The sequence below is a fragment of the Lentibacillus amyloliquefaciens genome, assembly GCF_001307805.1.
Classification (GTDB): Bacteria; Bacillota; Bacilli; order Bacillales; family Amphibacillaceae; genus Lentibacillus; species Lentibacillus amyloliquefaciens.
The window spans coordinates 2,226,289-2,239,526 of sequence record NZ_CP013862.1; the positions used below are offsets into that span (position 1 = coordinate 2,226,289).

Below are 13,238 nucleotides of genomic sequence, written 5' to 3' on the forward strand. Positions count from 1 at the left end.
CTCTTGACTTTATCATTAAACTTCCCCGAAAACTAATCGTTCTGCTTCTTATCCTTTTCAAACAATACTAGCAATCCCGGCAGCAAGACACCTCTGATCAGGAAAGTGTCCATCAAGATGCCGACTGCGACAATAAATCCAAAGACGAACAAGAGCTGGATCGGCTGTGTCATGAGAACACTGAACGTCGCTGCAAGAATGATGCCTGCAGATGAAATGACACCGCCTGTATTAGCAACAGCTTTTTCAACCGCTGTTTTAACCGGATATTTTTCCCGCTCTTCCATGAATCGTGAGACGAGCATAATGTTATAGTCGATTCCCAGTGCCACAAGGAATACGAAAGAGTAGAACGGCACCCGGTTGCTGACAGTTTCAATGCCAAAGAATAGCTCTGTCAGAAATGTACCCAGTCCAAGAGCTGCCAGAAAGGAGACAAGAATGGTCCCCATCATATACAGCGGCATCTTGAACGAACGTGTTAAAAAGATAAGCATACCAAAAATCAATACAGTTTCCAGAATCACAATAACGGTCAAATCCCGATTGTTCAGTGACCGGTCATCAACAGATGTGGCCGTCTCTCCAGCAAAGTATAAGTCTCCATCGAGATTACTGCTATCCAAAATACTTCCCGAGTCACTGATAATGCTTTTAAGTGCATTCATCGTTTCACCTGAATAGGGGTTCTCATCAAATGTCATTTGATAGGAAATCACTTCTTGATCATCAGTCATGTTCTGCACCTGAACACTTTCAACAAGTTGCTGCTCCGATAAATTATCCGCCAGTGTCTGACGCTTCTCATTGCTTAAAGCTTCGTTCGACTCGAATAAGACAGTTGTAGGTGCCAGGTCGCCCGGCTCAAATTTCTCTTCCAGCATTTCGTACCCTTCTCTTGATGGCATATCATCCGGAAATGATTTCATTGTATTGAATTCATAATCCAAGTTAAACACATTAGCCGCGGCACCCACTAAAAGAATTCCAATGATGGCAACGGAATTGACAGGTTCCCGGGTCACAAACTTTCCGACTTTGCTCCACAGTGAGCTCGATTTAACTTGTTCATCACCAACCTGCGGCACTTTCGGCCAGAAGGATTTTCGGCCAAATAATGTGAACATCGCCGGCACAAGGGTTAATGAAGCAATTAAAACGACTGCAACTGCGGTTCCGAATATCGGTGCAAAATTACGGTATTCCGCAAATTCAGCAAAGAACAGGACAAGCATCGCTGCAATCACGGTGCCGCCTGAGTAAAAGATCGGGACACCCGTTCCCCGCATTGCCCGTTTCATTGCTTCATATTTATTTTCATGCTGCTTTAATTCTTCCCGGTAGCGCGAAAATACAAAAAGAGAATAATCAATGAGCGCAGCAAATAACAGAATCGTCATAATCGAAAACGACTGCTGCCCGATTTGCAGGCCTGCTTTTCCCATAAGACCGAGTATTTGGTTAACAGCCTCATAGACAAACGCTGCGCCCAATAACGGAATCAAAGCAAGAAATGGTGAACGGTAAATAACAACCAGGAGCACCAGGATAATCCCGACGGTGGACATGATCAGAACGATATCCGCCCGGGAGAACAACTCAGTGGTATCCGCGCCAATTGCGGCCGGACCGGTAATCTTCATGGTCACCTCTTCGTTCTCTTGAAGGTCATAAATTGCGTCGATTGAATCCTTCATTTCACCTGATTCCAGGGACGAATCAAGTGTAAATGGGATCATTGCAGTTGTGCCATCATCGGAAAAGAACTGAGTGGAGGCCTGAGGCGTTAAATCCCCCAGGGGAACAACTCCAGTCAATCCGTTGATATTTTCCTGTTCAATTTTTTCCAGAAAGCTTGGAATACCTGCTAACCCGGCCTCCATATTATCAGGTTGGAAAACCATTATACCCTGTATGTCATTATTTTCACCAAAATAGTTATCTATCTTATCCTGTGCAATCATTGACTGGGCATCATCCGGGATGGATTCAATGCTTGTTACCTGGTAGTCTCTGGCACTCGGGGCAAAGACAGCAAGCAGCAGCGTTCCAAGCAGCCAGATTGATAGTGTGATCCACATGCCTTTTTTTGTTGTCACACGGTCTGTGATAGTCTGTAATAAACGGTTCATATATGTAAGCTCCTTTAGGAAGCAGAGTTTTTGGTAATAAAGTGAATCTAACAATCAGTGGGGGTTTTCTTTCTTCCCCCACTGATTTTAGATGAACGAATCGGACATTTACTGGAAGCCATCCCCCCACCTATTCTTCATCGTATACGCGAACATTTGAGGTAGGGGTCTTACTGCCAGTTACATGCGGGATAAACGTGTTACTTTGCAACAAACAAAATGACAACTGAGTTACTATAGTATTTCTCGACGTAACACAGGTTCACTGGAAAAATCAATAAAAGCCTCTCACAATCGCGGGAGGCTTAACGGTAGTGAATATGATCTAATCATCAGACACTTAGGGCACGGAATGATTTCATTACTGCATTTTACGGTACATTTCAATGACTTTATCCTTTGGGAGTCCAGTCGTTTCCACAACTGTTTCAATCCTCATATCTTTTGCCAATAATTTGCGTGCAATTGCTTCCTTGGCACTGTTCTCCCCTTCTTTTTTCCCTTCTTTTTTTCCTTCTTTTTTTCCTTCTTGTTTGGCTTTGTGCTTAGCTTCTTGTTTAGCTTTTTCTACAGCTTCTCTCGCCTTTCTAATTTCTTCTTGTGCTTCTTCTTTCGCCTCCTGTATTTGAAGTTCCTTTTCACGCTGTGCAGCTTCCTCATCGATAATCCGCTTCAAACGCGACTCATAAGCCAGGTATTGTTCCTGTGTCATGCTTAATTCTTCCCAGGTTTGAAAAGCATTCCGCAATGACTCATCTTTCATAGCGATCTCCTCCAATTCCAGGTAAATGTCATTATAGACCTCATCATTCCTGTGATCCACCATCCCAAGTAACATCAACCATCTGGCCAAAACATTATTCCACGGATCCAATTCATCATTTTTCCAGTCCCTTATTAATTTGGCCATTTCTATAAAATGAAATTCCATCACATCAGTCAACTTGAATTTTTCGTTATCTTCATATAAATGATACGTTGTATGAAAGTTATCTGTTTGCTGAAACAATCCAAAATTGAGGATATTTATTGCAATTACTGGTCGCAGTTCTTTATAAGTCATTCTCTTTTTGAACGGACTGCGGTACACCCCCGCCCAATAATAGATGGAACGTTTAACCATATCATATTGGTTCGTAAACTGTATTTCAATATTAATTTGTTCATCAGCTTTTGTCATAACCAGCAAATCCATTCTCGACTGCTTATCGTCCACATATTCACCACTGGATTCCGTATTCAGAAATGAAATATCTTTAATTTGATTACGGCCGGTTCTTTGCAGAATAGCATTTAAAAATACAACCGTAATATCCTTGTTTTTTTCATTTTCAAACAGTTGTTTAAAAGCATAATCAACTTTTAAATCCATTAATCGTTTAATTGGAATTCGCTTAAGAAGGCTGGTTCGCTTACTCTTTGCTGATTCTTTGTTATATTCGCCGAAGTCTTCCATTATGATTCTTTGTGCAGTATAAACAGGGGTTTGTTCGTTTAGTGGCATTTCTACACATCCTTTTGGTATGTGAGGACTTACTTTAGAAGTTTATCTAAAATCATTATAGCAAATTTTCGTATAATTTGCTCATAAGTATGTCTAATGCTCAGAAAAAAACTAACAAGAACGTCGCTTCAAATTAAGATTGGGAGACAGAACGAATAGCAGGATGGAAATTCTTATTAATAAAAAAGGCACCTGATACACAAAAAGCGGTATTACCATGTTTTTATGGCAGCACCACTTTTCTTTAATATTTGCAGAGCAGGAATTTACATTCGTGGTATCCTAACATAATCAATCATGAAATTTTGACTGAAAATACACAGTGTGCAGCAAAGTCAGAAATATGAAGCTTAAAGTGAAAAAGGACGAGCTTACAGAAAATGGTATTTTAATAAACATGAGTTGCTGAATAGCGAATACAATCGTTATGACGACAATACTGATGAGTGTTTTAAGATGGATCTGCTTCATATTTCGAGACGTTTTATATAACCCCGTCACGGTTACAGCCAGAATCCAGTAAATGATGACGATGAGTGTGAGAACAAGCATTGTTTGAAACTTAACAGCTGTCACCAGGCTTGTGACGGCACTTGCCAGAAAGAACAAAATGCTGGAGATGAAGTTCAGCTTATAGATTTGCTTTGCAGGCAGATTAACTGGCATAATATTTATCCCCTTTCATTGCCAATTCCAAAATAACAACATAATAACCATATCATCAGTCATTCAAAAAAGGAACCATCAGCTCCTGTGAACTGATGGCATTAAACTAATGTATCTATTTATATACAGCAGCCATGGCAGACTCCTGAACGTATCTTTCAAAATTGCCTGCCGAATATTCGCAAATAGCCTAAGTTATACGATAAAGCGAACACTGCTATCAATACCCCAATCATTAATGCAAAGAACAACCAGTCACGCTTACCAACAGTCATATGATGATAATACGTGCGGTCAGTGTCACCGGTAAAGCCCTTGGATTCCATCGCGATGGAGACACGCTCCGCTTTGCGGATGCCGTTGGCCAGAAGCGGAATGGCATAACGCCGGAACTGATTGAGTCTTCCTTTAATGCCGCGCGCACGGCTGACACCACGGATGCGGTGTGCCTGCTTGAGTATCTGCAGCTCATGCCGGAATACGGGCAGGAAGCGGTAACCAGCCAGGATACCGTATGTGACCTTTGGCGGCAGTCTGAATTGCTGCATGAAGCTAAGCATCAATTTCGTTGAATCCGTCGTCAGGATGAACATCAGAGACAGCGCACCGAAACAGAGCGATCTCAGCCCGACACTCACCCCTGTCCGGAAACTTCCGGCCGTCACCTCAAACATCCAAAAACTAAAGATTTCCTCACCACCGGAAAAGGTTTGATTGGCATAAAGCATGGTCATCCAAGCAAAACCGAGAGCAAGAATAAAAAATGGACTGAACAGTTTCATCCAGCGAAAAATCGGGATATTGGTCATCATGAACGTGACTGTCAGAATAAATATAAAATACAATAACGGCGTGAAGACATCATAGGTGAGTCCGAGCAGTATTCCAGGAATCAAGACGGCAACCATTTTGATCGACGGGTTAATGGATGAGATCATAAATCTCACCTTCCCGCCGCCTTTTACGAAACCTCGCCGGCAACCGCAGCCTGGCTTCGTGAAGGAGTCTCTCTTCCTTCCACAGAGAATTCGGTGGTCCGGAGAATGCCACTTCTCCCTGTTTCAGAATAACAGCATGATCGGCGGCATCGACAATATTCATATCATGGGTGACGAAAATGATAGCCATCCCCTTCGCTTTCAACCCCATGACATAATCCATCAATTCGGCTGTTGTGGCGGCGTCCTGCCCGAACGTCGGCTCATCAAACAACAAGATATCCGGTGTCTCATCAAGCACGGTCGCCACACTCAAACGCCGCTTCTGTCCGCCGCTTAGAGCAAATGGATTGCTGTTGCGGCACTCTTTCAAATGAAACTGTTCCATTAGCCCGCCCGCAATATTTTTCATCTCTTCTTCAGCATAACCGTTGAGTTTCATCCCGAATGTCAGCTCCTCATAAACGGTATCCGTGATAAACTGATGTTCCGGATTCTGGAAGACAAAACCCATCCGCTTCCGCAGGTCGTTCTCCTGCCATTTTCCAAGCGGGTGATCAAACATAGAGATATCCCCTTTTTCCGGTTCCAGAAGTCCGGCCAACAGCTGAAGAAGGGTAGATTTTCCCGCTCCGTTCTCTCCGGCAACGGCAATAAACTCTCCGCCATGAACATCCATATTCACGTTCTTCAACACGCTTTGTTTGCCGTGGGAAAAGGACAAATCACGGACTGAAAGCACGTTTTCACGCGATTGCATGCCCCAATTCCATTTTTCCCGAAATGCAGGGGTGCTTGAGTATTCTCCTGGTAAAAAGACGCCTTCCTGTTCCAGTAGCTGCTTTTGTTCCGAGAACAGCCGATCTGGCGTGTCATCGGCCAGAAGTTTCCCATCACGGCCGAGCACCAATACTCGTTCGATCAACCGGAGCCATTCCTCTGCTTGATGCTCAATAATCAGAACTGACATCTTCTGTTCCTCCTGAATCTCCTCCACGAGCTTGACAAAATCCAGACTTGATATCGGATCCAGATTCGCTGTTGGTTCATCCAGAATCAGCAAGCCCGGTTCAAGCAGAAGCACGGCAGCGAGGGCGATCTTTTGTTTCTGACCACCCGACAGCTCATGGATGTTGTGCTGATTAAAGCCTTCCATTCCAACAGCTCTCAGCGCCGATTCAATTCTACTGCGAATATCGGAAGCGGGGATCTTTCTATTTTCCAGCGTGAACGCCAGCTCATCTTCAACCGTAATCATGCAAAACTGGCTTTCCGGATCCTGAAAAACAATACCGATTTCCTGTGTCAGCTCCCCCGTCTCATATTCCTGAATATGTCTCCCGAGGAAAAAGATATCCCCGGAAGACGTTCCTTCCACGGCTTCCGGATATAAACCGTTGAGACAAAGAGCCAGACTGCTTTTACCTGAGCCGCTTGCTCCCATCAAAAGCGTTACTTCATTTTGGTTCAGTTTAAAGTCAAGACGATCGAACAAGCGCTGTTCATCGATATCCTCATAGGAAAAGGAAAAATTACACACCTCTATTATCGGCTTCTGCCGTCCCTTAAGCACTTTCATATTTCCGCTTCCTCTGCAATTCTTTACCTAATGCATAGCCTCGGAGCACACCGGTCTGCGCGAGCTGATCACTGAGCCATTTGCCAAGAACACCCGAAATCAAAGCGGCACTGATAATCCGTACGATCAATGTTGAGACAATCAGCCATGGTGCCAAAGCAATCATCCCGGCAGAATACAAATGCCAGGCAAAACTGACCACAGCAGTAGATATACCGGATAATACGAGAACCCGCAGGCGATAATCCTTCCAACCGGTCAGGGCGAAAGCGAGCTCTGCTCCTGCCCCTTGAATGGCAGCGGAAAGAAGCAATCCGGGTCCCGCCGCTGACCCAAGCAGAACCTCGACGATTCCCGCAATGAATTCAGCAGTAAAGGCAACCCCAGGCTTCCGCAGAATGTAAGCAGCCATTATGGCGACTATGAACCAAACACCATAGATGACTTCATAGCCAAACGGTGCCAGACCGAATGGTGCCAGGATATTGCGAACACCTTCACCAACCAGAAAAAACACTAAATAGATAACCCCAAAGACCACACCTAAAATCGACATCAGGACAATTTCTTTCAATTTCCACTGCTTAGTCATAAGGTCTCCTCCTTAAGCCTTATTGGACGGACTGTTTGCTGAAATGGTAAATGACATGGTGACATGGGAAACCTTCTCCTGCACACTGTCAAAAGATTGATGCAGCGCCTCAAAAATAGCTTTCACATCGCCATCAAGCCTCGTCGCATAATGATCAGCACTCACTTCAACATTGCGGTGTTTTGACAAATCAATCTGTTCATAGATTGCCTCCATATAATCCGCTCTCCCCATCGGATAAAGGGAAAATTTACAGCCTGCTTTCCGGTATAGTTCATTTAATTTTGTTTCATTCACCGGTGCATCCGCTTCATCCATATAGGAATCCGCTTCCGTATCTCCCGGACAACCAATGGAAAACGTGCCGCTCATCGCGACATGCTCTCCTGTTTTGGCCGCGTGCAAGAAAAGCGCCTTGGTCACATCGAAAACATGCACCATTTTTCCGCGTACACACGTACTCACGTCATCCGTATCCTTCCAAACCTTCGACGTGTCCACCTCTTCCAGCGCTCCCAAAATAATATCAACGAACTTGTCACTCATCGGAAACAGTGTGAACTGACATCCTGCGAGTCTGCTTGTTCCGCAGCTATTACTCGTCATATTTCTCCTCCTCCTTGATTTTTTAATCAAAAAAACTGCACTCCCGAGGGAATGCAGTTTGCACATATATCATAATCACGTTCATTAATCATACTGTGAACTGCACTTCCCCACGCTGGTATTATCCAGTTCGGGTTCAAAGGGTCAGATATGATATCCTCTCAGCCACCGCTTTCGGCAGCCCCCCTAGTGCGTATCGGTTATGCAGTTTTCATGTAGCTTCATGATAATTAATTTTGCGAATTTTGTAAAGGGTTTTGTGCTACGTTATGCCACTTCTTTATGTGAAGCCGTTATCAGTTTCGCCTGCAGCAGGCGTCTCCTTACGGTTATACCAATCAAGCTTGCCAGAAAAGCTTTTATCAATCCGACAGCTATAAATGGATATACACCTGCTGCAATTGCCGCATTCCAATTCAAATCCATAACAATTTTCAACTGTATAGTGCCAAAAATTAACGTAACAACCATTCCAACAATGTTCGCGATGAAAGCCATTGGTATCGTGAATTTTGTTTTCTCCAAGACGAGTCCAGTAAAATAGGCTGCTGCTATAAATCCGAATATGTATCCGCCGGACGGTCCTACCAGCACTTGTGGCCCTCCGCTAAATCCTGTGAACACCGGAAGACCTATAGCCCCTATCGCAGCATAAACAAACATTGCTATTGCTCCGTGACGGCTTCCAAGAACGGTTGCTGCAATACCAACAGCCAATGTTTGTCCACTTATTGGGATGAGAGGAAGCGGGATTTCTATCTGAGCCAGAATTGCTGTGACAGCAGCGAAAATAGAACAGTTGATAAGTGATCTTAATTTTTTACTTTTTTCAGTCAACATAATCAGCTCCTAATCCGTATCTTGTTTATTGATAGAATTATATGTTGCACGGCTTTTAATGTCAACCGTATTTTAAATAAGGTTCACATTTAATCAACAATGTGAACATCCTACCCATTCGATACGCAGCTGAGTTATATATAGAATGCTTTTAAATGTCATTGCAAGGCATGTTGCCCGTTAAAGCGAAAAAAAATAAACGAAGGGCTGTCCTTGTAAAAAAACAGCCCTTCGTTTATTCCCATTGTGCACAAGATTTAAGACAATAACGAAATGTTCATCGTTATTTTGGCAGGTTTCATTTGCACGATAATTTCGCCGTTTCGAATCGAATAAACGACAGGTGCTTGCGTGCGAATAGCTTCATACTCTGAAGTCGAATCAATAACGATCAGGTTCGCACTATTTCCTTCTTTCACACCATAATCGTCCGTCATGGCCATCGTTTTGGCGCCATTTGTTGTTATCAGATCAAGTGCTGTTACGATATGGTCATAATCTGTCATGTGGCAGGCATGCAGTCCCGTGTCAACCACATCCATTAAATTGCCGTCACCGAGCGGATACCATGGATCCATGATTGAATCCAAGCCAAAGCAGACATTGATATTCTCATTAAGCAGTTCCTTCACACGCGTTAACCCCCGCCGTACCGGATAACTGTCGAACCGCCCCTGTAAATGTAAGTTAGCTTTTGGCAGCGCAATGAAATGAATATTCGCCTTTTTCAGGATTTGGAAAAGTTTATACGTATATGCATTATTATAGGAGCCCATTGCCGCTGTATGGCTGGCGGTTACACGGTCTTGCATTCCCATTCTAATCGTTTCGGCGGCAAGGGTTTCCAGATATCTGGCTTGTTCATCATCAATTTCATCGCAATGAATATCAATTAATTTATCATATTTCTTCGCAAGTTCAAGCGATTTTTTGATTGATTTAATGCCATCTTCACGGGTTAATTCATAGTGAGGAATTCCCCCTACCACATCTGCGCCCATGTCGATTGCTTTTTCCAGCAGTTCTTCTCCTTCAGGATTGGTATACATACCTTCTTGCGGCAGGGCAACAAGTTGTATATCCATCCATGGCTTCATTTCCGCTTTCACTTCCAGCAATGCCTCTAAGCCTTTCAAGGTGGGATCACTCACATCGACATGGGTGCGGACATGCTGAATACCGTGTTTCAATTGCATCTGGACTGCCTGCAATGCACGTTCCTTAATATCGTCTTTCGTTTCTTTTACGATTTGCCGTCGTTCAGCCCAAATTTCAATCCCTTCAAATACAGATCCTGACTTGTTCCATCTGGGTGTTCCGGCGGTCAGTGCGTAGTCCAAATGAATATGGGGTTCTACATAAGGGGCAGTACAAGTTTACCCTCCAAATCAATCACAGTTTCGTCCGCAGTTTCACTTATATTGCCGGCCGGTTTTATACTTTGAATTTGACCGGATTGAAGTGTTATATCCCTTAATCCTTCTTCTTTATACAGTTTTGCATTCTTTAATAGCATTTAACCATCTCTCCTTCTCACTTAGCACATTTATCATATCAAATAAGGTAAATTAAATGTAGTTTCAGCGGCCATATGTGTGTGAACGTGTCTCGAGGGAGGTTATGATATCATGCCACCCTCCCTCGCTTTCTGTTAAACGACGCCGATAAACACGGCAATGATTAATAGTACAATGCTCAGCCCCCATAACCACGGGAGAGAATATTTGATATGACGCCCCATTTCCAAACCTGATAAACCAAGCGCCAGCCAAACCGCCGGTGCCAGCGGGCTGACAAATGTCCCGACGATATTGCCAATAATCATTGCATATGCTGTCGATAAGGTAGCTGTGCCGAATCCTGCGGCAATCTGTTCAACTACCGGGAGCAGTGCAAAATAATACGCATCTGTGCTTAGCAATAAATCAAACGGCACTCCCAAGACTCCAATAAACAGATGCAAATATGGTCCAACAGTTTCAGGCATAACTGAAACGACATCCTCTGCTATTGCATTCAGCATGCCTGTCCCTGTCAGAATCCCCAAAAATGAGCCGGCAGCGAGAATAATCGTTGCCATTGTCAGGGCACTTGAGGCATGTGCCTTGATTCTTTCGGTTTGATCTTTCATGTTTGGGTAATTGATTGGCAGTATAATACTGACCCCGAGCATAAATGCAAAGCCGGCTGGAATGATTCCGGATACTAATAATGCAACAACACCCACTGCAATGATTGCGTTTACCCAAATTAATTTCGGACGTGCAAGGGAGCTTTCAGTGAAAGAAGCTTTCACATCCTCTTCAGTTAACTCACCCGGTGTCTCCTCAAGCGCAGCTGCAGACTCCTGGAGAACCGCCTGATTCCCAAATTGTTCGGTGATTTTCCGTTTTTCCCTATACCCAAGCAATACTGCTAAACCGATCATCAATACCATCCCAATGACTTGCACGGGTATAAGCGGATACCATAATTCCGTAACATCCATACTTAGAACAGAAGCAGTTCGTCCCAAAGGGCCCGCCCATGGGGTCATATTCATGATGGCAGCACTCCCGGCAATTAAGAGAAGCAGCAGATATGGACTCATTTTCAACCGCTTATATAACGGAAGCATCGCCGGAATGGTAATCAGAAATGTTGATGCACCGGAACCATCCATTTGAGCAACTGCCGCAATCAGCACAGTAGCTACACTTACTGCAATGATATTCCCTTTGGAAAGCGCAATCATTTTATTGATTAAAGGATCAAAAAGGCCGGCATCCTGCATGATACCAAAGAACAGAATTGCAAAAATAAACATGATTGCAACATCGATCACTGAATCCATTCCCTGGTTAAAAAACTCACCGATTTCACTCAAACCAAAACCGGCAGCAAACGCACCCAGCACCGGTATTAAAACCATGGCAATGATAGGTGAGACTTTTCCCTTGATGAGTAAAATGACAATTGTCAGTATCGTAGCAAATCCGATTAAACTTAACACGGAATCTTCCTTTCTTTCATGCTGTTAAGTTTCCCCTGTCACTAGCTTCACTCCCTTTGGAGAATGTTCAAACGATTTATGTGAAAACGCTAGCAAACTACAGAAGAAAAATATTATTTTGATTAATAAACAAATTAGCACGAAAAAAAAGAAGGTTAAACCTTCTCATGATAAGTTATTTATTTTTTATATTATTAATTTTGTTCATAAGTTTCACGATGCATGTACTCGCGTTCCGGTCTCCCGACACTTCCATATTTTAATCGGGTATGAATCACCTTGGCAGACACTAAATACTCCAAGTAGCGGCGGGCCGTTGATCGGCTTGTCCCAATCTGTTTGCTCAAGTCTACAGCAGTGATCCCTTTTTGCTTATTAGATTTCAAAAGATCAGTGATATCATTCAATGTGATCGGATCAATACCCTTGGGCAAACTTGCATTTGTGCCGCCGAAATGAGCCGGGTCATGAATACCTGTAATAGAATCAATCTCATCCTGTTCCAAAACGTCTTTCGCGGTAAAAAATCTCATGTGCTGCTTATATCGTTTCAGAGACTTTGCAAAACGGTCGGCATCCACCGGTTTTACTATATAGTCAAAGGCCCCGCCCCGCAAAGCTTCAATTATGGCTTTCGTCTCGTTGGCAGCAGTAACAGGAATAATATCCACGTCATGATAATGGTGACGGATCTGCCACAGCAGCTCCATCCCTTTTACATCAGGAATGTAAATATCAAGCAAGATCAGTTGCGGCCTCGTGCGGCAATTTTTTAGATATGTCAGTGCCTCCTCACCTGTCTTAACCATTTTATCAACCAAATAGCCCTCAATCTTTTCAACATTTTGCCGATTTATATCTGCAATCCGAAAATCATCTTCAATAATAAGAACATGTATATAATCACTCATCAATGTTGCCTCCATTTTTAGGTATAATCATGACAAAACAAGCACCGCCCATTTCCCCTTCTTCCAGCATGATTTCACCCCCCGCTTGACGGACAATATGCCGGCTCAAGGCAAGCCCCGTTCCCCCATTTTCCTTTTCTTTTGTGGAGTATCCCTGCTCAAAAATATACGTTGCATCCTCCTCGGTAATACCAGGACCGGAATCATCCACCTCCATCACAACGTCATCTCCCAAATCCGTGAAAAAGATGGTTATTTGCTTTTCCTCTTCCTGATTATGTTTGACTGACTCGATTGCATTTTCAAGCATATTGCCAAGACCGGTAATCAAGGCCTCCTGTTTGATGCCATGATATTGATGATTAAGCTGACTGTCCGGATGAATGGATATATCGATCGCCAGTTCATTCCCCTGATTGATTTTACCTTGCAACATCCCCTGCACCACAGGATCTGCTACATTCTGTGTCAAAAAATG

General features: G+C 43.6%; 13 protein-coding genes and 1 riboswitch. All 13 genes read right to left on the reverse strand.

Annotated features, from left to right (window positions below):
* Window positions 1-32: 32 nt before the first annotated feature.
* The 13 genes from AOX59_RS11060 to AOX59_RS20595 all read right to left on the reverse strand — a co-directional run bounded on the left by AOX59_RS11060 (window position 33) and on the right by AOX59_RS20595 (window position 13,232).
* Complete coding sequence (locus AOX59_RS11060; RefSeq protein WP_068445547.1) at window positions 33-2,132, reverse strand: MMPL family transporter; 2,100 nt, start codon at window positions 2,130-2,132, stop codon at window positions 33-35.
* Window positions 2,133-2,493: 361 nt separating this feature from the next.
* Window positions 2,494-3,636, reverse strand: a complete 1,143-nt coding sequence (locus AOX59_RS11065; RefSeq protein ID WP_068445548.1) for an Rpn family recombination-promoting nuclease/putative transposase — start codon at window positions 3,634-3,636, stop codon at window positions 2,494-2,496.
* Between the two features lie 291 nt (window positions 3,637-3,927).
* Window positions 3,928-4,302, reverse strand: coding sequence for a hypothetical protein (locus AOX59_RS11070; protein ID WP_068445549.1), 375 nt, complete (start codon window positions 4,300-4,302; stop codon window positions 3,928-3,930).
* A gap of 158 nt (window positions 4,303-4,460) precedes the next feature.
* Entirely contained in the window at window positions 4,461-5,240 is a 780-nt protein-coding gene (locus AOX59_RS11075) for an energy-coupling factor transporter transmembrane component T family protein (RefSeq protein WP_068445550.1), read from the reverse strand.
* The gene (locus tag AOX59_RS11080; RefSeq protein ID WP_068445552.1) at window positions 5,224-6,819 is read right to left on the reverse strand and encodes an ABC transporter ATP-binding protein; all 1,596 of its coding nucleotides are present in this window, start codon (window positions 6,817-6,819) and stop codon (window positions 5,224-5,226) included. The genes AOX59_RS11075 and AOX59_RS11080 overlap by 17 nt, the downstream gene beginning before the upstream one ends.
* A complete protein-coding gene (locus tag AOX59_RS11085; RefSeq protein ID WP_068445554.1) occupies window positions 6,806-7,411 on the reverse strand; it encodes an ECF transporter S component in 606 nt (201 codons plus the stop codon). Before AOX59_RS11085 ends, AOX59_RS11080 begins: the two co-directional genes overlap by 14 nt.
* 12 nt (window positions 7,412-7,423) lie before the next feature.
* Entirely contained in the window at window positions 7,424-8,017 is a 594-nt protein-coding gene (locus AOX59_RS11090) for a YkoF family thiamine/hydroxymethylpyrimidine-binding protein (protein ID WP_068445555.1), read from the reverse strand.
* 90 nt (window positions 8,018-8,107) lie between these two features.
* A riboswitch (TPP riboswitch) is annotated at window positions 8,108-8,215 on the reverse strand.
* A gap of 69 nt (window positions 8,216-8,284) precedes the next feature.
* Window positions 8,285-8,857, reverse strand: a complete 573-nt coding sequence (locus AOX59_RS11095) for a biotin transporter BioY (RefSeq protein WP_068445557.1) — start codon at window positions 8,855-8,857, stop codon at window positions 8,285-8,287.
* 257 nt (window positions 8,858-9,114) lie between these two features.
* Window positions 9,115-10,197 (reverse strand): cytosine deaminase, encoded by a 1,083-nt coding sequence (gene codA / locus AOX59_RS11100; protein WP_237049252.1) that lies wholly within the window; start codon window positions 10,195-10,197, stop codon window positions 9,115-9,117.
* Window positions 10,198-10,211: 14 nt separating this feature from the next.
* Window positions 10,212-10,373, reverse strand: coding sequence for a hypothetical protein (locus AOX59_RS20305; protein ID WP_237049253.1), 162 nt, complete (start codon window positions 10,371-10,373; stop codon window positions 10,212-10,214).
* 135 nt (window positions 10,374-10,508) lie between these two features.
* Window positions 10,509-11,849, reverse strand: coding sequence for a CitMHS family transporter (locus tag AOX59_RS11105; RefSeq protein WP_068445558.1), 1,341 nt, complete (start codon window positions 11,847-11,849; stop codon window positions 10,509-10,511).
* 194 nt (window positions 11,850-12,043) lie between these two features.
* On the reverse strand, window positions 12,044-12,760 hold the full coding sequence (locus tag AOX59_RS11110) for a response regulator (protein WP_068445559.1): 717 nt from the start codon (window positions 12,758-12,760) through the stop codon (window positions 12,044-12,046).
* A complete protein-coding gene (locus tag AOX59_RS20595) occupies window positions 12,753-13,232 on the reverse strand; it encodes a sensor histidine kinase (protein WP_335338739.1) in 480 nt (159 codons plus the stop codon). The genes AOX59_RS11110 and AOX59_RS20595 overlap by 8 nt, the downstream gene beginning before the upstream one ends.
* Window positions 13,233-13,238 lie beyond the last annotated feature (6 nt).

Coding starts and splice junctions, on each gene's coding strand:
- AOX59_RS11070 (WP_068445549.1), bottom strand. CDS start 4,302: ATGCCAGTTAATCTGCCTGCAAAGCAAATCTATAAGCTGAACTTCATC.
- AOX59_RS11080 (WP_068445552.1), bottom strand. CDS start 6,819: ATGAAAGTGCTTAAGGGACGGCAGAAGCCGATAATAGAGGTGTGTAAT.
- AOX59_RS11095 (WP_068445557.1), bottom strand. CDS start 8,857: ATGTTGACTGAAAAAAGTAAAAAATTAAGATCACTTATCAACTGTTCT.
- AOX59_RS20305 (WP_237049253.1), bottom strand. CDS start 10,373: ATGCTATTAAAGAATGCAAAACTGTATAAAGAAGAAGGATTAAGGGAT.
- AOX59_RS11110 (WP_068445559.1), bottom strand. CDS start 12,760: ATGAGTGATTATATACATGTTCTTATTATTGAAGATGATTTTCGGATT.
- AOX59_RS11065 (WP_068445548.1), bottom strand. CDS start 3,636: ATGCCACTAAACGAACAAACCCCTGTTTATACTGCACAAAGAATCATA.
- AOX59_RS11075 (WP_068445550.1), bottom strand. CDS start 5,240: ATGATCTCATCCATTAACCCGTCGATCAAAATGGTTGCCGTCTTGATT.
- AOX59_RS11090 (WP_068445555.1), bottom strand. CDS start 8,017: ATGACGAGTAATAGCTGCGGAACAAGCAGACTCGCAGGATGTCAGTTC.
- AOX59_RS11085 (WP_068445554.1), bottom strand. CDS start 7,411: ATGACTAAGCAGTGGAAATTGAAAGAAATTGTCCTGATGTCGATTTTA.
- AOX59_RS11060 (WP_068445547.1), bottom strand. CDS start 2,132: ATGAACCGTTTATTACAGACTATCACAGACCGTGTGACAACAAAAAAA.